Annotated in this window: 15 protein-coding genes; 8 read left to right on the forward strand and 7 right to left on the reverse strand. The window is 60.8% G+C overall.

The features are described from left to right. From UB31_RS10930 to UB31_RS10940, 3 genes are all read right to left on the reverse strand, one after another. On the reverse strand, positions 1-1,713 hold the full coding sequence (locus UB31_RS10930) for a branched-chain amino acid ABC transporter ATP-binding protein/permease (protein WP_197090797.1): 1,713 nt from the start codon (positions 1,711-1,713) through the stop codon (positions 1-3). A gap of 83 nt (positions 1,714-1,796) precedes the next feature. Further along, positions 1,797-2,825, reverse strand: coding sequence for a branched-chain amino acid ABC transporter permease (locus UB31_RS10935; protein WP_045010863.1), 1,029 nt, complete (start codon positions 2,823-2,825; stop codon positions 1,797-1,799). Positions 2,826-2,828: 3 nt separating this feature from the next. Next, positions 2,829-4,019, reverse strand: a complete 1,191-nt coding sequence (locus UB31_RS10940) for an ABC transporter substrate-binding protein (protein ID WP_045010864.1) — start codon at positions 4,017-4,019, stop codon at positions 2,829-2,831. A gap of 178 nt (positions 4,020-4,197) precedes the next feature. On the opposite strand from UB31_RS10940, the gene UB31_RS10945 reads away from it, so the two are divergent. Continuing rightward, entirely contained in the window at positions 4,198-4,722 is a 525-nt protein-coding gene (locus tag UB31_RS10945; protein ID WP_045010865.1) for a flavin reductase family protein, read from the forward strand. 7 nt (positions 4,723-4,729) lie between these two features. Here the strand turns inward: UB31_RS10945 and UB31_RS10950 are convergent, their stop codons facing one another. After that, on the reverse strand, positions 4,730-5,389 hold the full coding sequence (locus tag UB31_RS10950) for a Crp/Fnr family transcriptional regulator (RefSeq protein WP_045000968.1): 660 nt from the start codon (positions 5,387-5,389) through the stop codon (positions 4,730-4,732). A 116-nt stretch (positions 5,390-5,505) separates the two neighbouring features. On the opposite strand from UB31_RS10950, the gene UB31_RS10955 reads away from it, so the two are divergent. Together UB31_RS10955 and UB31_RS10960 are read left to right on the forward strand one after the other, a co-directional pair. Next, positions 5,506-6,726 (forward strand): acyl-CoA dehydrogenase family protein, encoded by a 1,221-nt coding sequence (locus tag UB31_RS10955; protein ID WP_197090799.1) that lies wholly within the window; start codon positions 5,506-5,508, stop codon positions 6,724-6,726. A 23-nt stretch (positions 6,727-6,749) separates the two neighbouring features. Then, positions 6,750-7,169, forward strand: a complete 420-nt coding sequence (locus UB31_RS10960; RefSeq protein ID WP_045010867.1) for a RidA family protein — start codon at positions 6,750-6,752, stop codon at positions 7,167-7,169. Between the two features lie 272 nt (positions 7,170-7,441). On the opposite strand, the gene UB31_RS41340 is transcribed toward UB31_RS10960, so the two are convergent. Then, positions 7,442-7,600, reverse strand: a complete 159-nt coding sequence (locus UB31_RS41340; RefSeq protein WP_156162771.1) for a hypothetical protein — start codon at positions 7,598-7,600, stop codon at positions 7,442-7,444. A gap of 212 nt (positions 7,601-7,812) precedes the next feature. Between UB31_RS41340 and UB31_RS10965 the strand changes: the two genes are divergently transcribed. Next, on the forward strand, positions 7,813-8,556 hold the full coding sequence (locus UB31_RS10965) for a thioesterase II family protein (RefSeq protein WP_082078483.1): 744 nt from the start codon (positions 7,813-7,815) through the stop codon (positions 8,554-8,556). A gap of 103 nt (positions 8,557-8,659) precedes the next feature. On the opposite strand, the gene UB31_RS10970 is transcribed toward UB31_RS10965, so the two are convergent. Then, positions 8,660-10,300: a benzoate-CoA ligase family protein gene (locus UB31_RS10970; protein WP_245305975.1), complete on the reverse strand. Its 1,641-nt coding sequence runs from the start codon at positions 10,298-10,300 to the stop codon at positions 8,660-8,662. Between the two features lie 46 nt (positions 10,301-10,346). Beyond that, positions 10,347-11,990, reverse strand: coding sequence for an ABC1 kinase family protein (locus UB31_RS10975; RefSeq protein ID WP_082078484.1), 1,644 nt, complete (start codon positions 11,988-11,990; stop codon positions 10,347-10,349). A gap of 293 nt (positions 11,991-12,283) precedes the next feature. Between UB31_RS10975 and UB31_RS10980 the strand changes: the two genes are divergently transcribed. The 4 genes from UB31_RS10980 to UB31_RS10995 all read left to right on the forward strand — a co-directional run. Beyond that, complete coding sequence (locus UB31_RS10980; protein WP_045010870.1) at positions 12,284-13,978, forward strand: ABC1 kinase family protein; 1,695 nt, start codon at positions 12,284-12,286, stop codon at positions 13,976-13,978. A 265-nt stretch (positions 13,979-14,243) separates the two neighbouring features. Next, entirely contained in the window at positions 14,244-14,663 is a 420-nt protein-coding gene (locus UB31_RS10985; protein ID WP_045001031.1) for a hypothetical protein, read from the forward strand. 413 nt (positions 14,664-15,076) lie between these two features. Then, positions 15,077-17,164: an AsmA family protein gene (locus tag UB31_RS10990; RefSeq protein WP_045010195.1), complete on the forward strand. Its 2,088-nt coding sequence runs from the start codon at positions 15,077-15,079 to the stop codon at positions 17,162-17,164. A gap of 240 nt (positions 17,165-17,404) precedes the next feature. After that, a partial coding sequence (locus tag UB31_RS10995; protein WP_045010871.1) for an adenylate/guanylate cyclase domain-containing protein occupies positions 17,405-19,743 on the forward strand: 2,339 nt, incomplete at its 3' end.

Genomic DNA, 19,743 nt, shown 5'->3' on the forward strand with positions numbered 1-19,743 from the left:
TCACGCCCCCAGATAGGCAGCGATGACGCGCTGGTCCCGGCGGACTTCTTCCGGATGACCGGTCATCAGACCCTGCCCACGGTCAAGAACGACGACCTTATCGACGCAATTCATGACCAGGTCCATGTCGTGTTCGACGAGCAGGACCGACATGCCTGCCCGCTTGAGACGATGGAGCAAGGTAACGAGCTTGAGCTTTTCGCCCGTACGCAAGCCGGCGGCGGGCTCGTCCAGCAGAAGCAGTCGCGGCCGGCTGATCAGCGCGCGTGCGACTTCCACCAGCCTGGCCTGCCCCATCGCCAGCCGCGCAGCGGGTTCATGGGCAAGTCCGTCCAGTTCGACGATCTCGAGCGCGCGCCAAGCCTTCGCGAAGGTCGCAGCCTCCTCGGCCTGGTCCAGGCCGAACATGCCGGCGATCATGCCGGACCGCCCCTGCGCATAGGCGCCGAACGCGACGTTCTCGAGAACCGTCCGTTCCGGAACGATACGCACGTGCTGGAAGGTGCGGGACACGCCGCGGTGGACGAGATCGGAAACCCGTGACGGCGGCGGCGCTCCCATGAGAAGCACGGTTCCCTCGGACGGTGCGGTCAGACCCGTCGCGATGTTGAACGTCGTGGATTTGCCCGCACCGTTAGGGCCGATGAGACCGACGATCTGATCGGCGCCGACAGAAAACGACACGTCGCGCAACGCCGTCAGGCCGCCGAACTTCTTCCCTATTCCGTTGATTGACAGGAGATCGTTGCCGTCCGCCCCTCGCTTGGACGGCGTGAGTTCGATGTTGCGAGCGGGTCTGGACGTCGAGAACACCGGCCAGAGACGATGCAGCGCGGACCAGATGCCGCCCGGCCATCTCAGCAGGACTCCGATCAGCACGACGCCGAACACGATCATCTCGACGTTCCCGGAAAGTCCAAGCATGCGTGCGACAGTGTTCTGCAGGAACATTTCGAGTCCGGCGACGGCGGACGCGCCGAGCACGGCGCCGAATGGGTGCGACATCCCGCCGAAGATGCATGCGATCAGAAGATTGATGCTCGAGGTCAGGCCAAAGGGCGCCGGGCTGATGAACTTGAAGTAGAAGGCGTAAAGCCCTCCGGACAAACCCGCCAAGGTGGCCGCCACGACGAACACCAGAAGCCGCAGGCGCGTGGCGTTCACGCCGAACACTTCCGCCATCTCGATGTCAGTCTTCAACGCCGCGATGGCACGGCCGGTCCGGGTGTTGAGCAGCCGCGAGAATCCCCCGGCGGCAACCGCCACGATCGACCAGACCACGATCGCAAACGCGCGATCGTCCACCAGTTCGAAACGACCAATCGACAACGGGGGGATCTGCCCGAGTCCAGAGGCGCCGCCCGTCATGGGACCGGCGGCCACGATCGCGGCGCTGCACGCCATGCCCATCGCGAGCGTCGCGAGCGGCAAGAAGTGTCCCTTCAATCTCAAGGTGATCCCACCCACGATCACTCCGCAGACTGCAGACGCGGCAACGCCGACGAGCAGCGCGAAAATCGCGGGAAAGCCGTGATCACGGGCGAGTATCGCGGAAACGTAGGCGCCGACGGCCATGAACGCCGCCTGGCCCAGCGAGACCTGTCCCGAGATCAGCAGCAGAGTCAGGCCCATCGCGGCAACGGCCGAGAGCCCCACCGTCACCAGAAGAGTGACGTTGTACTGAGGAGCGAAAATGGCGATGGCGGAGGCCATGACGATCAACCCGACAGCGACCGCGATCGAAGCGACGTTCGGCGTACGCCATGAACCTCGCGCCTTGGACGGGAACGACATGCTCAATGCCCATGCGTTTCGGGAGGGCGCACCGCGTTCCGCCAGAGCAGGATCGGTATCACCATCAGGTAGACGACGACGTCACGGTACGCGCTGACCTGGTACGCGGAAAAGGACTCGGTCAGTCCCACCAGCAGCACGCCGACCAGCGCGGTCGGATATTCAACGATTCCGCCAAGGGCCGCGGCAACGAAGCCCTTCAGGCCGATCGGAAGACCCATGTCGTAGTTCGCCGTGATGAGTGGCGCCAACAGGAGGCCCGACAGCGCGCTGAAACCGGCGCCGATGGCGAAACTCAACTGGCCAGCGATGCTGACCGGGATGCCGCAAAGCTGCGCACCGGTCCGGTTGACGGCCGTGGCCTGCAGGGCCTGGCCGGTCAACGTCCTCTCGGAGAAGAGATAGAGCGCGATCATCGCGACCAACGACGACGCGCAAATCCATAGGCTCTGATAGGTGACGAAGACGGGACCGAGTCCAACGCCCCCGTCGACCGCCGGAGGAACGGACCTCGGTTCCGCGCCCCAGATCACCACCGCCGTCCCGTGAAGCACCATGTAAACGCCGACGCTGACGATCAGCAGCACGATCGGCGAGGCGTCGGAAACCGGCTCCACCGTCAGACGATAAATCAGCGTGCCAAGCGAAGCGGTCGCCACAAGCGATGCGAGAACTGCGAGCCAATAGGATCCCGGCAGGAGATTGGCGAGCCACGCTGTCGCGAGCACGATGAGGATCCACAGCGCCCGCGAAAGGACGATGCGCATCCTCATTGTGCCCGTCAGACGCTGCTCAGCGACGTCCCTCAGCGCGAACGCGGCCAGGCCGGCGGCCACGAGTGCGCTCAGCACGCTGAACGTACCCGACAGCGCACTCGCGAAAGAGAGCGCTCCCAGCGTCACGTACTCGCCTTGCGCAATGTTGACCACGCGCGTCACCGTGTAGATCACGATGAGGCTGAGTGCGAGGAGCCCGTAGACGGCGCCGTTCGTGATGCCGTCTGCGACCAGAAAGAGCAGCGTGTCAAGCAACGGTCATTCCTCGATCAGGACGAACTTGCCGCCCTTGATTTGCGAAAGGAAGGTCGAGCGCTTGTCGAGACCCAGATGATCAGTCGGCGTGATGTTGAAGATACCGTTCACGCCAGGCCATTCCTTGGTGTGCTCCATGGCGTCCTTGATCGCGACGCGCGTCGCGGCGAGATCGTCGACCTTCGCTCCGGAAGCGGTCGCGCGCTGATAGGCGTCGACGGCCAGCATCATCGCGTCCCAGGACTGGCCGGCGAAGAGGTCCACCTTCCCCTTCCCGTAAGCGCCGTCGTACAGCTCGGCGAACTTCGCGAGCACCCGGCGAAGTGGATTGTCTTTCTTGATCTGATCGTAGACGTTCAGCGCGCCGACGCCGACGATCGCACCCTCGACGTTGGCCTTGCCGATGTCGACGAACGCGTTGATCGACGAACCGCCCCCATGATAGATCGGCCCGGTGTAACCGACCCGCTTCAACGCTTCATGGGCGAGGTCGGCCGACGGCGGAATGGCGTGGATATATGCCGCGTCCAGCCCGGCCTGTTTCAGGCGCAGCGCCTGGGGTGTGAAGTTGGTGTCTTGACGTGCAAAGCGCTCGGTCGCGACCAGCTCGACGCCGGTATCCTTGGCAACGTTCTGAAGCTCCTTCAGTCCGCCCTCGCCGTAGGCATCCTCCAGACCGAAGAATCCGATCTTCTTGATGCCTTGACGCTTCATGTAGTCCAGCGTGCGCTGGAGCATCAGCTTGTCCGACGTCGGCGTCTTAAAGGTGAACGGCCGCGCGCTCGCCGGCTCGACGATAGACAGCGACGAAGCCATCGAGATCATCGTGACCTTGGCGGCGCTTACCGTGTCGATGATGGCCATGGAGCCCGGCGTGGTCGTGCAGCAGACGACGACGTGCGCCTTGTCCTCTTCGATCGCCTTGCGCGTGAGGCTGACCGACTTGGTGGGATCGGAACCGTCGTCGTATGAAATGACCTTGATCTTGAAAGGCAGATCGGTCCGGCTCGACCAGGTCTTGTCGAACAGCTCGACCGCGTTGCGCTCCGGTGCACCGAGCGCCGACGCGGGCCCCGTCACGGCGATGATCGCGGCGATGCGCAGTTCGGGCTTGTCCTGCGCCATCGCCGCGCTCGATATGGATACAGCGGCCAGTAACGCCGACACGCCGGGTGCGATGAACCCGCGCTTCATGGTCGTTCTCATGTATCCCTCACTGTTGCCATTGCCGACGAGATCGTGGCACCGCCGCGCCGCGGGTGCTGTATCTGCGGATACATCCGCGATTTTGTGCTGCTGGATACAGCCGGCGCCGGCTTCGGAGCGGTAGATCCCGATCTACTGAACAGACCAATAGAGGGAGAGCCGCGGCATGAATGGATGCACTGCTCAGGATTTTCGGACATTATTCCGCAGACTGACCACCGGTGTGACTTTGATCGCGGTCGCGGGAGAAGCGGGACCCATTGGCATGACTGTGAACTCGCTCACTCCGGTGAGCCTCGATCCGCCACTGCTGCTGTTTTGTGCATCGCTGACCAGCGCGACGGCAAAGAGGATCGCCGCAGTCGGGGCGTTCTCCGTCAATGTACTATCGGCGGACCAACAGGACGTCTCCATGCATCACGCCGGTCGACCTCTGCCGGAGCCGACATGGCGCTGGCGGGAAAGCGAATGCATACCGTGGATCGAGGGAGCGAACGCGACGTTTCGCTGCCGGCTCCTCGCGGAACATCCCGGAGGCGATCACCGCATCCTCGTAGGCGGCATCGACGAGATGTTTGGCCCCGCTACCGCGACGACGCCGCTGCTCTACCACGGCGGCAAGTACGCACGCCTGCCCTACAACGAAATCGATCCATACGAGCGCATCGACGAATTCTGGTGGACCGGCTGATATCGTTTCAGGCGTCGAGATCCTTGGCCAGGATCGTGTAACCATCCTCGACGGACAGCATCCCCTTGTCGCGCAGCCGACCGAGCGTCCGTGTGACAGTCACGCGTGAGGTCCCGGTCATCGACGCGATCTGTTCGTGAGTGAGATGCGTCAAAATCTTCCGGCCCCGTTCGTGATCGACAGCGAACATCCTGCTCAACCGGCTGAGCAGTTCGAGTATACGCTCTTCGGGATCGTTGGAGACGAGGTGCTCCAGCCGCAGCGCAAGAATCCGTTGCTTGAGACTGGTCAACCTCAGCAAGGCCAGCGCGAATTCAGGATCTTCCCGCATCAGCCCCTCGAGGCGCGCGGTATCGAATTCGAGAGCTTCGGTCGCCTCGACGGCGACTGCCGACGAGAACCTGGGCAATCCGTCGAAGGCAGCGCCCTCCCCGCACAGGGCGTTCGGCCCCATGTTTTCCAGCACTAATTCGGTGCCATCCCGTCTGAAGATCGATACTTGAACCAGGCCCGATTTCACGAAGTAGAAGCACCTGTTGACCTCATCCTGCCGATACAGTTGCTCACCTTCGGCAAATCGACGCAGCCGCACTTTCCCTTCGAACGATTGCAGTTTGGCCGCGAGCGCATCCGTCATGCGCCAAGTCGCGGCGGGCTTCTTCGCCATTCGTGCCCCTCCGCTGATTCCTCGAAAGGAACGACCAACACGTATCCGGCGATACAGCAAAGATGCCGCCCCCGCGATACTCCGTTCGAATGATAGCGCGAGAGGAGGCAATCGCAATGGGCTTGGCTCAGCGGACCACAGTCCCCACTTCGATGGAAGCCGGGGCCGAAAAAGTGCTCGAACGAACGGCCGAACTCGTACCGTGGCTGAGCGAGCAGGCCGCGCGGGTCGAAGAGGCGCGGCGGATACCGGACGATGTGGCGGAACGCCTTTTCGAGACCGGGCTTTTCAAGCTGATGCGCCCTACGCGCTTCGGCGGCTTTGGTGTCTCTCCCCGCTTTGCCTGGGAAGCGACTTTCAACGTCGCATTCGGTTGCTCATCGTCCGCCTGGCTCGCGGGACTGACAAGCGCCAACATCATCATGCTCGGCAAGTTCTCTGCCGACGCCCAACGGGAGATCTTCGCTCCCGGCGTATCGCCGATCGTCCCCATGCTGACGGGCGGCGTCGGCCAGGACATCGAGATCGAACCGGTCGAGGGCGGCATCGTCCTGGGTGGCCGGTGGCGTTATGCGTCTGGTGTGGACATTTCGGATTGGCTTGGCCTCCTGGTCAACATTCCGGGTTCCGGCGAGGTACCGGCCCCTCATGTAGTCCTCGTTCCCCAATCCGAATTCGCGATCGACCACACCAGCTGGCGCGTGATGGGCATGCGGGGCACCGGCAGCAAGAACATCGCCCTCAGCAAGGCGTTTATCCCGTCACATCGCTTCCTGAGTTGGGCAGAACTGCAGGCAGGCAACAAGCATCCGACCTGCCCAAACACTGAGCCGGTTTACGAGTTTCCCTTGAACACAGCCAACGCGATGTCGGTTCTTGCTCCGACGCTTGGCGTTGCCAACGCATGCAGCGATGAATGCATCAAGATCATTCGAGGCCGCGTCAGTTCCGGCAATCAGCAAGCCCAGATCAACGACAAGATCGCGCAGGTGGACGCCGGCAGCAGCGCAGCGACCATGAGCCTTCTCCGCGATTTCCTGATTTCTGAAACGGCCGCGATCGAAAACCGGATACTTCAAGGCGGCCCCCTCACTCACGAGGAGCGTGGACTGAGCCGCGCAAAGGTCGCGATCGCTTCCCGCCAGGCGCTGAGCTCGGCGCAACGGTTGTTCACCGCGCTGGGCGGCTCACTGCTGCCGGAGGGTACTCGGATCGAGCGTCTTTTCAGGGATATCCACGCGATGAGCTCACATTTTCTGCTGCAGCCCGAGCCCATCGCCGAAGCCTATGGCCGTCTACTGCTCGGCCTCGAACTAACTCCCGGAACCCGGCTCTAACATTCGTAACCAAGGGATCTCGCATGACAAAAACGACCTATGCCTCCAAGAACCCGATCTTCACCGCTGCAGCCGGTGGGACTATTTTCGACAAGTTTCAGTATTCCTCTGCGGTGAAAGCCGCAGGCCTCATCTTTGTCGCTGGTCAAATCGGACTCAATGCCGACGGCTCGATGCCCGAAAAGCCCGAGCAGCAGTTCGTCAACGCGTTCGAACGTCTCAAGCTGGTTCTCGAAGAAGCCGGTGGCCAGATGAGCGACCTGGTCGAGCTCGTTTCCTATCATGTCGGCTTGAATACCAATAACCATCTGGCCGATTTCATGAAGGTCAAGGAGAAGTATGTGCCGGCGCCGTTCCCGACATGGACCATTCTGGGCATCGCGGGCCTGGCCCGTCCGGGCCTAATCATCGAGATCAAAGCGGTCGCAGCGGCGAAGAACTGAACGTTATCCGTTTCTCCCAGACTAGGTTGGGGCCATAGCGGCCCCCACCGCTCTTTCAAAGCAGCCGATGATTTTCCCACAATCGACGTCGCCCGCGAAGCGCGCAATCTCACGATCAGCCAAACGCCGTCGCAAGCCGAAATTTGTACCCCAGCGAGAACTCCGTTCGGGAACCAGCGTCAGTCCTACCGCGCCCCCGAATGAACTCAGCACCGACAGCGTTCCCGAGGTGGCTTGCCGACCGAGATCACACCACGCGAAGCGGTGCGGAGCTAGCCAGAGCAGGTTGACGCATTCTGTTCATTCGCTTTAGAGACGAAGCGGCTCTTAAGCTGCTCAATTTCATTCATTGCTTCAGCAAGTTGGGCCTCACGCATTGCGAGCAGCCGCCGAAGTGTGCGAACTTCTTCGTCCGTTGAATGAGAATCCATGTGCGTCTCTCCGAGGCGATAAATTTGTCCTACGACTGTTCGGCGGCGGCCTTAGAGCCATGCCGGGAACTAATCCTGCCATTCGCCGACGTAACCATCAGCTCAAGAATCTGCTGTCACTATAAGCGGCCCTCGTCCCGCAGGTTGCGGTTGACCAATGTGCGTCTGAGGGGTCTAAATTGTAGGCTCATATCTCCTCTCTCAATATTGCAATGCTTAGTCCCTGGATAGAATTTCGTTCGAAACGCCACGACGCGCAGGCGCGTGTTTTATGTGTCCCCTATGCCGGAGGGAGTGCACAAGTTTACCACATGCTGGCACGCAGTATGCCCGAAAACATCGAGGTTGGCGCGGTCCAGTTACCGGGACGCTGGGATCGTAGACGGGAACCCCTGTTGACCAGGGTTAGTGAAGCATCCCGGAATTTGGCCGACGAAATAACACGCCTGTCGCCGATGCCTTACGTCCTGTTCGGTTATAGCCTTGGAGGGCTTATTGCTTTCGAAACGGCGCGTATCCTGGCGCAAGATCCAAGGCTGCAGCAACCGCGAGCCTTGATAGTAGCAGCAACTGAAGCACCGGCGGAGAAGCCGGGCCGCCCGCACTTGCACACCCTTCCTGATGCCGAATTTATCAAGAAGCAAATCGGTCGGTATCCCGGCGGTATCTCTCCGGCTGTTCTTGCTGAAACAGACCTGATGGAGATGCTGTTGCCCATACTCAAGGCCGACATGAAAATGTACGAAACGTACCAGTACTTGCCTGCACCGGCACTTGCTTGTCCCATTTACGCAATGGCCGGAGACCACGACCCTGTATGCACGCCATCTGCAATGGCTGGCTGGGAAAAAGAAACGAGTGGGTCGTTTGCTACCGAAACTGTCGCAGGAAATCACTTCTTCATCAATAACGCAGTCGACCGCGTGCGTGCGACGATCTTGAAAGCTCTGGAATAACGGACCTGTGCCAGACGACGCTTCACGCATATCCTGTTCGCATCGCCAGCCTGGCTTAAGAAGCGCCGCCTTTGTCGCTTAGAGACGATCGAGAGCGTTGCTTCTATTCCGCCGCGCCCGAGCCCGTGCGGTCGTCTTGAGCCGCCTCCGCACGCAATTTGAAGCGCCGGGTCTTACCTGTCGCAGTCTTCGGCAGTTCTGTGCGGAACTCGATCCAGCGGGGGTATTTGAAAGTCGCGAGCTGCTTGCGGCAATGCTCACGGAGCGCAAGCGCCATTGCTTCGTTCGGCTTGCCGGACGGCTTCAGAATTACGAATGCCTTGGGCCTGATCAGGCCATCCTCATCGGGCCACCCTGCGACGGCCGCTTCGAGCACGTCAGGATGACTTAGCAGCGCACCTTCGACCTCGATTGGCGACACATAAATTCCGCCGACCTTCATCATGTCGTCACGACGCCCGCAATGCGAATAGTAGCCGTCCTTGTCCTGGACGTATTTGTCGCCCGAACGAAGCCATTCGCCTAAAAACGTCGAGCGGGATCGCTCACGATCGTTCCAATACATGATCGCGGTGGTCGGCCCCCGAACCTGCAGCTCGCCCATCTCGCCTTGCGCGACAACGGCGCCAGCCTCGTCAACGAGACGGATCTCAAAACCCGGCACGGGCTTGCCGCTGGTGCCGTAACGCACCTCTCCCATGCGGTTGCACAGGAATGTGCTGATCATTTCGGTAGACCCAAGGCCGTCAAGTATATCGACGTCAAAGCGTTCGCTCCAGGTCTGCCCGATACTGACCGGAAGCGCCTCGCCGGCGGAAAGACAACATCGAAGTCTCAGTGCTTCGCGCTCCACCGGATCCGCCGCGAGAAACGCCGTATAGAAAGTCGGCACCGCAAAGAACACGGTAATGCCCTGCATTCGCATCAGGTCCGCGACCGAGTTGGGAGTCGGGCGCTCCGATGCCAACACCGTCGTCGCACCGACCGAAAGCGGATGAACCATCGAATTGCCAAGACCATAGGCGAAGGACAGTTTCGACACCGAATAAACGACGTCGTCCGCAGTCAGGCGGAGTACGTGAGCGCCGTAGCAAGAGGCGGTATATCCCAGGGTGGCATGCACATGCACCGCAGCCTTCGGCGTTCCGGTCGAGCCCGACGTGTAAAGCCAGAAGCACACCTCGTCGTTGATGGTCGGCGCAGTATAATCGGTCGCAACGGCCGCCTGCAGGGCATCCTCGAAGAGTGCGTGCCCAAAACCCTGGCTGCCCGACACGAGAATGTGCTCGAGGTCCGGAGCCGCGTCGATCAGATTCGCAAACAGCGGGTATAGCTCCTCTGACACGATCAGCAGGCGGGCGCGACTATCCGCCAGTATCGTACGGTATTCAGCCTCACCCAGCAGCGTGTTGACTGGAATCACAACGACACCCGCCTTGACGGCGCCAAGAAAAGACGTCGGCCAGTCGATCGTGTCGGGGAGGCAAATCAAAATGCGCTGCTCGCGCTGAATGCCAAGACCGCGCAGCAGATTGCCAAATCGGGCGACCCGCTCAGCAAGCTGGCCATAGCTCCAGGTCCCACGCTGGTCGATATAGGCGGTCTTGCCGCCCCGCCCCGCGTTCAGGTTTCGCGCAAGGACATCTTCAGCGAAGTTGTAAAGACGCGGGATAGCGACATCCGCGCTGCCGTCGATGTCCAGATCGGGAGTGTTCAGAACTTGAGTATTCATGCTCTTCACCATGGACCTCACTCGAACACAGCGCGGACTGAAAGTTCCGTGCGTCAGATCACGTTTTGACTTTCCGAATGTCCCGGATTTGCCGCTGCATCAAAAGCATAGAAACGATTGCAGCCGCCATGAAGCCGAAAACGATCCAGCGACTGCTCACGCCCACGATGTCGTTCAAGAGCGACATGTCACCCTTCGCAGCCAGATAAGCCGCCACACAAAAGGCAATGGCCCAGATCCCGTAAAGCACAGCCCTCGTTTGCATGCTCTTCAAAGCGGGATTGAAGAACCGAAACGATGCCGTGAGGCTGGCGGCATCCGTCAACATGCGGCCCGTACGATACTTGGACGCCAGCACGATTTCTGGCCAGCGATAGATCCCTTCCCTTACATCGGAAACAAGACCTTGCGTAAAGAATTCCGGCAAATCGGAAAGCCAATCGTAATCGGGCGCCAGATCAGAGACGACCGCGTCGACGGTCATGATGGTCTTGTAGTAGATGCTCAGCTCCTGCGGCATGAGGATCCTGTGACGCCGCGCAATCGTCATGGTGCCCGTCAACAATTCGGTGGTCAGCTGCCGCACATCCGCCCCCGCAATATCCAGTGCAAGTCGATACATTTGGTACGCGATGAAAAACTCTTCCCGCGCTTGACGCAGATCGGTATCCTCCGATGGAACGAGCAGTTTGAAGTTTTCTACTACGGCCTGCTCGATATTCCTTCGATACAGATTAATAAAGACCTTGGAGAGTGCGGATCGGAACTCCTTGGACAGTCGACCGGTCGCACCGAAATCTACAAATCCGATCCTATTTCCCCGGAGCACGAAAACATTGGCCGGATGGGGATCTGCGTGAAAGATGCCATCACGGAAGATTTGGTTGTAGATCGACCAGAAGTAATTTCGCGCGATCCTCTTGAGGTCGTCGGGCTCCAAATTCAGATCACGCAAAGCTTCAGGATTCTTCGATCGCGCCGCGTTGCTAACCTCCAACAACGAGATGCCCTTCAGCAGCTTGGTAGCCAGAACGCGCCGTGAGCAAAACTCAAAACGAACCTCAGCACAGACCTGGATTGGATCGTGCTCAGATCGGGCCTGTATTCGAAAGGAATTTCTCGCCTCAGTCGTAAAATCCAATTCCTCTCGGCTCCACTTCTCGAATTCTTCCGAGAAGGAACGAAGCGCGGTTCCTCCTAATGAATCCATGAGGCCGACCAGGTAAGATATCATCCGGAGGATGCGAAAGTCGGCTTCAAATTGTTGCTCGACGCGAGGCCTTTGCACCTTGATTGCGAGCTTTTCGCCATCGTGCGCGATCGCGATGTGGACCTGGGCGATCGAAGCGGTCGCGTGCGGCACGGGATCGAACGACGCAAATATCTGCTCAGGAAACGAACCAAGCTCGCGCAAGATCACCTGGCGGATCGCTTCGTATGGAACGGTCGGGGTCCGGTTGAGAAGCTTCAACAGTTCGGTGCAATATTCATTCGGCAGCAAATCGAACCGCAACGCGAGTGCCTGCCCGATCTTTATCCAGGCGCCACCTAAGTCCTCCAAGAGAAGGCGCAGGCGCACTTCGGGCGGAACTACTACTTTTCCTGGCCAAAATTTGGGGCGGATATAGAAACGGAAGGCAGCCGAGACGATTTGGCAAAGACGGCGCGCGCCCAAAAACACGTGGCCAATTCTATCGATCAATTGCTAATCACTCATCACGAGTCAGATCACGACAAACAATATATGCCAATGCCAATCTTTAGCACGATGCGACCGGATTTGTACAGTCTTGGGCTTTGCCTCGACAGGCAATCTGGGCAGCGAGTTGAGTGACGATCGGGACAGCGAGCATCACAGCTCAGCCGAGGACGTCTCACGCGAGCCGCCCACAATCACCTTGCACGCACATGCAGCGGAACCTAGGATTGCGGCGGCGATGATCCGCCTCCAAGTGGCGCAACGGTCGCTAGCGCGGATAACACGCGGTGGAGCAGATGCCCGATTTCTTCAGAACGATAGCGCGCCTGTTCCAACTGATGCTTTTGCTGGCGCGGTATCAATTGCCTGCGACATTGACCTTTCGGTCGAGCCCACGGAAATCGGCGCGCGCCCTGCGCGCAGTGTTTGAAAAACTGGATTTCACCTTCGTGAAGCTCGGTCAGGCTCTGGCTCTTCGTTTTGACCTGTTGCCGGCGGACTATTGCCTGGAACTCTTGCAAGTCACCAACGAAGTGGCGGCGGAAGATTATTCGGCAATTCATCAAATCATCATTGAAGATCTCGGTCGTTCTCCCGACGAGATTTTTAGCGCGTTTGAGCGCATCCCCTTTGCCGTCACATCGAGCGGACAGATTCACCAGGCGACTTCTCGCAGTGGCGTGCGGCTCGCGGTGAAAATACAGAATCCGGTCACACGAAGAAAATACATCACGGATATTCGCTTGATGCAGTGGCTTGCCGCGCCGCTGGATTGGGCAGGAGCTTTTGGGGCCAATTCAGTTGCTGCCTATGTCGATGAATTTGCGCGCGCTCTATTTTCGGAACTCGATCTCGCGGAGGCTGCGCGCAACGCGACCGTCATGTCGGAGTTATCCAAGGACGATGAAGCCGAGCTCAGCTTCACGGTTAGAAAAGAATACACCGCTAAGCGTATCTTGACCTGGGAGTTCGTCGACGGGATACCCGTGCGACAAATCTTGAACGCAATCCAACAGAACGACCGGCAATACCTCGAAAAGCTCAAAGATCAGCACTATGATCTGCGTCTCATCGCCCGACGTATTTACTGGAGTACGCTCAACCAGATCTATCGGGACGGGCTTTTCCATTCCGATTTGAGTCCTGCCGGCATCCTGGTCCTGCCGGACAATCGAATAGCCTATGTCGACTTTGCCGTCGTTGGACGATTCACCGAGGAGCATCAGGATTCATTTCGGTTCTTCATGCAGTACGTGCTTCGTGAACAATTTGACGACGCAATGGATGAGCTGTTGCGGTGGATCGAAGGCACACAGAACAGGGATCTCGCCGGATTTCGCCGGGATATGTCCGTCGTATTTGAAGACTATCTGGACGGTTTTCGTAGTCCCGTCGGAAGTGTAACTTGGCTGGCCGCCAGAAATATCGTGGTTCGGATGATGTCTGTCATACGACAGCACGGCTTATCTATTCCCGCTACGGTTTCACTGTACTTGCGGACTTTGCTGACGCGGGACGCAATCGTATTTGAGCTCTCGCCCAACTGCGATCCATTGGCGGACGAAGCGCAATTTATGGTACGCGCCGCTCGCATCGACGTTGGCGAGGTATTCAGGCAACGAGAACTGATTGGAAGCGTTACCGAGACTTGGGGAGAAGCGAAGGAGATCGTAGCTAATCTAAGTAAGCTGCTGACATCCGGCCGCTCGATCGAAGTATCGCTCCGAATGTTGCAGACTCGCCTCTTGCAGTATGGCATTTGGACAGCCTTGATCGGCACAATCGCATCTCTCGGATTCCGAGAGGATGCTTTCGCGAGCCTGAATGCTGCACTCGGGGTCGGGCAATATTTCATTCCGGGAACGCTACTTTTCTGCGCTTTTATTTTTATGCTGTTGGCTCTCCGTCAGGGACGCAAGCTTGCTGCTATCGAGCAATCTAGCGTGATCGGGCAAGAGGTGAGCCGGCGCAGCCTTGGGCGAGTGCGGTAGGTTTCTTCAGTCAGCACACTCAAGCCTCCGGTCGATGCTTGAATTGCGCTCTCCTGAAGTCACCACAACCATGAGGCGGTCGTTGTCACGAGAAACAGAGCGTTCCATGCCGGATCAGGGCACTCCGGGGAATGTGACCAAAGCCACACAAACGCCCCAAGCAACGTGCGAACACGAATTTCGATCCGTGCCTGCTCGACTGGGGGCGGATGGACAAGTCTTTAAGACATGCTATCCTTTGTTGATCCATATTGGAGATTGTTTCATGAGCAAGGCTTCGACGGAGTCCCGGCGTTCCGACAGCGCTTCCGATACCTTTAGCGAACACGAACCGTGGTCGGTTCCTGAGACTGATATTGCAGCTTGGGCCGAGCGCGAGAAGAAGCGCCGGCAAGCATGGCTTGAAGGCCCGAACGAAGAAGAAAAGCAGGCATGGGCTGATGCCGAGCGGCAACGCCGCAAGCGCCAGTACCGTGATGATTTGTTGGACATTGATCTTTTTGACATCGATCTTGACGAAGGTCGGCGCTTCGCCGACCGCATGATGGCCGGCTTTACGAACCGGATGGTCGATACACCCCTTCGCAAGCTGGGCGACTTGCTTCGCGAGGGGCGAAATGTCGAGTCTCGTCGAACCGAACCGCTGCGCAGGCGTCGCCGGGTGCACCCTGACGATATTGATTGAGATAATTGCCGACCGTTGTGTGCGAGCACCGCACACAACGGTCGTCGTTTGACCTGTGAAGGATTCGATGAGCAGCTCGTTCAGGTGTCTGGGCGGGCTCTTTTTTTGAGTGACCGAACCAATCGTGCCTCGATCCTTGTTTTTATCGTTTTGAGTGATCGGCTCTGAGTTCGACCAGGTTCATGCTGTCTTGATATCCTCGCTGAGCGAACCGCCGCTTGGTGCGGCCTATTGATTTCGCTCTCGCCTTCCTGATTGCATGCGGAAGTGTGTCATAAGTCACATAACTTTACAGCTCCCCCTGACTATTTTTGTCTGCTTGGAGCGGCTTCCCATCCCGGGATAAGCTCAGGCGCGAGGGACGGGTGACCGGGCGGGTTTCGACGCCGCTTGTCCGTCGTTGGAACGTCGACATGAGAGCAGTTAAATTCGCCGGCGCGGCGGTGGTCGCCGTCATCATCGTGATCGCGCTCCTGCTGGTGGTCGGGATCCCCTCGGGCTTCCTGACCTCGACGATTGCCTCGCGCGTCGAGCAGGCGAGCGGCTATCGCCTGTCGATCGACGGCACGACGAAGATCAGCCTGTGGCCGACGCTGAACGTCGCCTTGAGCGACCTCACGCTCCAGAACCCCAAGGATCGCAGCGGCATCACGCGCCTGACCATCGACCGCGTGCAGGTCGACATGTCGTTGTCCAGCGCATGGTCGGGCCATCCGAAGATCAGCGAGATCGTCGTCACCCATCCCGTGCTCTATTTGCCCATGCTGCGCGATCGCCTGCCGAATGCCGATGCATCGCCAGCGGCGCTTGCGCCCGACATGGATGGTGCGACCATCGACCGTTTCAAGATCAGCAACGGCGAAGTCGCATTCTCGCGCGTGCGCGATCGCGTCGACAGCCGCATCACGGCCATCAACGCCGACGCCATCATGGGCCGCGACCGCACGATCAAGGTCATCGGCACGGCGCGCATCAGCGAGCACCCGACCAGGTTCGACATCAAGGCGACCACGCCGGCGCCGCCGGTCGAGCGGCAGACCACGCCGGTGGATTTTGCCATCGACATGCCGGACGTGCTGTCGTCGCAGCTTGCAGGCCATGCCGAGCTGCGCCTCAACGGGCCGATGGTGATGATCAACGGCGTCAACGGCACGCTCGGCGATGGCGCCTTCAACGGCTGGGCCTCGGTCGATATTGCGAGCAAGCCTTTGGTGAAGGTCGATCTCGACTTCCAGCGGCTGACGATTCCGCTGGCAAAATCGCCCGAAGGCGCGACCGCGCAGCCCTGGAGCGATGCGCCGATCGATGTGTCCGGGCTCAATTATGTCGATGCGCAAATCAGGATCTCGGCCAACGAAGCCATCATCGGCCAGGCGCGCCTTGCGCCGCTGGCGCTCGATGCAAAACTCGCCGGCGGCATCTTGAAGACAGGCACCGCCAATCTCGGCGCCTATGGCGGCCAGGTCTCGGGCGAGATGATCCTCGATGCGACCAGCGGCGCACCGAGCTTTGCCATGCATTCCGACATCGTCGGCGTGCGGGCGCTGCCGCTGCTCCAGGGCCTTGCCGAGTTCGACCGGGTCGACGGCAAGATGCAAGCCAAGCTCGCACTGCGCAGCGCCGGCCCCAGCCAGCGCGCGCTGATGGCGAACATGCAGGGCACCGCCTTCGTCACTTTCCAGGACGGCGCCATCCGCGGCATCAATGTCGCACAGATGATCCGCTCGCTGACGACCAGCAAGCTGTCCGGCTGGCAGGACAGTGAGGCAGGGAGCACCGAGCAGAGCACCGATTTGTCGCAACTCTCCGCCTCCTTCCGCATCGACAAGGGCCAGGCGGTGACGACCGATTTCAACCTGGTCGGCCCGCTGGTGCGCATCACCGGCGCCGGCACCATCGCACTCGACACCAAGATGCTGGGCTTTCGCGTCGAGCCGAAGCTCGTCATGACCACCGAAGGCCAGGGCCGCACCTCCGAACCGGTCGGCTTCGGCATTCCCGTGATGATCTCGGGCTCCTGGTCGCAGCCGCAGATCTATCCCGACATGAGCGGCATGATGGACAATCCGGATGCCGCCTATGCCAAGCTGCGCGAGATGGGCAAGGGTCTGTTCGGGCCTGACGGCGCCGGGCTCGGCAACATGTTGAGCAATCTTGGTGGTAATTTCGGGCTCGGCGGCGCCGCGCCGGGCGGCGGCAACGCAGCAGGCAGCGCCAACCCGCAGATGAAGCTGCCGGGGCCGGACAGCCCACTCGGCCAGGCCATCGGCAATATGATCCAGCAAGGATTGTCCAACAGCCCTCTGTCCAACACCCCTGGAACCGGCATCCGCAGCCGCGGCCTGCCGGGAACACCGACCACGCCGGCACCGCAGCAGGCCTCGCCCGCGCCGCCGACCCAAGCCCCGTCGACCCAAGCCCAGCCGACTCAAGACCCGCCGGTCGCCCAGCAGGACAGCCAGCCGATGAACGACGTGATGCGGCAACTCTTTAATCGGTAGTTTTTGGACCAACACTTCCAGACTCCGAGGCGGTCCTTACACCCGCACCCCGTCCACTTCTTCATCCGAACGGATGAGAAGGACGGCTGCGGCATTTGGGCCGCCGCCGGCCATCCCCGCCCGTCCCTTGTCGGCTCCTTGCCCGCCCTTGCCGGTTCCTTGGCCCAAATTGTGATAGAAGATCGTAAGGGCCCGTGCGGCCCATAGCGCCGGCGTCCGTCGCGGCGCGAGAGGATCCGGATGGCAGGAGCGAAAGGCAAGATTCGGTTTCTGCGCGAGGGCCTGTTCGCCAAATACGTCGTCTCCCTCGTCGGCCTCGTCGTGTTCGTGCTTGCCGTCAACGGCGCGATGGAGACCTGGATCTCCTACCGCGCCACCACGACGTCGCTGACCGACGCCCTCGGGGACAAGGCGCAGGCCGCCGCAAGGCGCATGGAGCAGTCGGTCTCCGAGCTCGAACGCCAGATCAGCTGGGTGACACGGGCAAGCCAGGACACGCTCGAGAAGCGCCGCGCCGACTACGCCCAGCTGCTGCACCAGGTCTCGGTCGTCTCCCAGCTGTTCCAGCTCAACGGCGACGGCCGTGAGGTGCTGCGCGTCTCGCGCCAGTCGACCACGACCGGCAGTAATGCCGACCTCTCCCGCGACATGCGCTTCACCGACACGGTCGCGCGCGGCGTGAGCTATTCGCCGGCCTCTTTCGTCGATCAGAAGCCGGTGATATCGATCTCGGTGGCACATTCCGGCTTCAATGCCGGCGTCACCGTGGCCGAGATCGATCTCTCTTTCCTCTCCGACTACCTCGCCGATGCCCAGCTCGGCAAGGCCGCCTTCGCCTATGTGGTCGATGCACGCGGCCGCGTGCTGGCGACCTCGTCGAAGGGCCCCGATGTCGGCAAGGATCTGTCGAAGCTGCCGCAGGTCGCAGCCGCCATCGCCCCCGGCCGCGACGGCGATACGTTCGGCACCGACTTCAATGGCCATTCGGTGCTGACCGCGGCGAGCACCGTGCCGAAGCTCGGCTGGAACGTGCTGTTCGAGCAGCCGACCGCGCAGGCGCTGACGCCGATCCGCGACCAGCTCGTGCGCATTGCGTTGCTGATCGGCATGGGGCTGTTGGTCGCGATCCTCGCCGGCACGCTGCTGGCGCGCCGCATGATCATCCCGATCACGGCGCTGCGCAACGGCGCGCACAAGCTCGGCGAGGGCGACTTCAGCCACCGCATCGACGTGCACACCTCCGACGAGCTGGAAGAGCTCGCCGGCCAGTTCAACCGCATGGCCGGTCAGCTCCAGGAGACCTATACGGACCTCGAGACCAAAGTCGAAGAGCGCACCCGCGATCTCGCGCAGTCGATCAACGAGCTGAAGGTGCTGGAAGAGGTCGGCCGCGCGGTCGCCGCCTCGCTCGACCTCAACGCCGTGCTGCCGACCATCGCCGCCCGCGCGCTCGAGATCAGCCACGCCGATGCGGTGCTGATCTACGGCTATGATGCGGACGCGCGCCGCTTCGACCTGGTCGAGGCCAACGGCATCGACAAATCGGCTGACGGCGCCCACATCACGATCGAGGAAGGCGAGAATATTTTGAGCGATGCCGCCAGGAGCGGCGAGCCGATCGCGCTTGCCGATCTCGACCACGCGCCCGAGCAGCCGCTGCGCGACGCCGCGGTCGATGCCGGCTTCCATTCGGTGCTGGTGGTACCGCTGGTCGACCTGCAGGGCACGCTCGGCTCGCTGGTGGTGCTGCGCCGCGCCCGCGGCGCGTTCGAAGGCAGCCTCATCGGCCTGATGCGGACCTTCGCCAACCAGGCGGTGCTGGCGATGCGCAATGCGCGGCTGTTCACCGAAGTTGACCACAAGAGCCACGCGCTGGAGACCGCGCACGAGACCGTGCGCGACCAGGCCGACAAGCTGCGCGAGCAGACCGAGCAGCTCAAGGACTGGAACAAGTCGCTCGAAGAGCGCGTCGAGACCCAGCTCAGTGAGATCGAGCGGATCCGCAAGCTCGAGCGTTTCCTGGCGCCGCAGGTGGCGCAGCTGATCGCCTCCTCCGACAGTCCCGAGGGGCTGCTCACCAGCCAGCGCCGCGAGGTGACCGTGGTGTTCTGCGATTTGCGCGGCTTCACCGCGTTCACGGAAGCGACCGAGCCGGAGGAGGCGATGAACGTGCTGCGGGAATATCACGCCGCCCTCGGCACGCTGATCTTCAAATATGAGGGCACGCTCGACAAATATGCCGGCGACGGCGTCATGATCCTGTTCAACGCGCCGATCCAGTTCGAGGACCACACACGGCGTGCCGTGAAGATGGCGGTGGAGATGCGCGACACCATCGGCCCGCTGACCGAGCGCTGGCGCAACCGCGGCCATAGCCTCGGCTTCGGCATCGGCATCGCGCTCGGCTATGCCACGCTCGGCCAGGTCGGCTTCGAGCAGCGGCTGGAATATGCCGCGATCGGCAGCGTCACCAACCTCGCCTCCCGCCTCTGCGGCGAGGCCAAGGCCGACCAGATCGTGGTCAGCCGCCGCGTCTACGGCATCGTCGAGCAATGGGTCGAAGCCCGCGCGCTCGACGA

The sequence above is a fragment of the Bradyrhizobium sp. LTSP849 genome, from assembly GCF_000938255.1.
Classification (GTDB): domain Bacteria; phylum Pseudomonadota; class Alphaproteobacteria; order Rhizobiales; family Xanthobacteraceae; genus Bradyrhizobium.

Coding starts and splice junctions, on each gene's coding strand:
- UB31_RS10930 (WP_197090797.1), bottom strand. CDS start 1,713: ATGGCCTCCGCCATCGCCATTTTCGCTCCTCAGTACAACGTCACTCTT.
- UB31_RS10940 (WP_045010864.1), bottom strand. CDS start 4,019: ATGAAGCGCGGGTTCATCGCACCCGGCGTGTCGGCGTTACTGGCCGCT.
- UB31_RS10965 (WP_082078483.1), top strand. CDS start 7,813: ATGCTTAGTCCCTGGATAGAATTTCGTTCGAAACGCCACGACGCGCAG.
- UB31_RS10955 (WP_197090799.1), top strand. CDS start 5,506: ATGGGCTTGGCTCAGCGGACCACAGTCCCCACTTCGATGGAAGCCGGG.
- UB31_RS10945 (WP_045010865.1), top strand. CDS start 4,198: ATGAATGGATGCACTGCTCAGGATTTTCGGACATTATTCCGCAGACTG.
- UB31_RS10970 (WP_245305975.1), bottom strand. CDS start 10,300: ATGGTGAAGAGCATGAATACTCAAGTTCTGAACACTCCCGATCTGGAC.
- UB31_RS10985 (WP_045001031.1), top strand. CDS start 14,244: ATGAGCAAGGCTTCGACGGAGTCCCGGCGTTCCGACAGCGCTTCCGAT.
- UB31_RS10960 (WP_045010867.1), top strand. CDS start 6,750: ATGACAAAAACGACCTATGCCTCCAAGAACCCGATCTTCACCGCTGCA.
- UB31_RS10980 (WP_045010870.1), top strand. CDS start 12,284: ATGCCCGATTTCTTCAGAACGATAGCGCGCCTGTTCCAACTGATGCTT.
- UB31_RS10950 (WP_045000968.1), bottom strand. CDS start 5,389: ATGGCGAAGAAGCCCGCCGCGACTTGGCGCATGACGGATGCGCTCGCG.
- UB31_RS41340 (WP_156162771.1), bottom strand. CDS start 7,600: ATGGATTCTCATTCAACGGACGAAGAAGTTCGCACACTTCGGCGGCTG.
- UB31_RS10990 (WP_045010195.1), top strand. CDS start 15,077: ATGAGAGCAGTTAAATTCGCCGGCGCGGCGGTGGTCGCCGTCATCATC.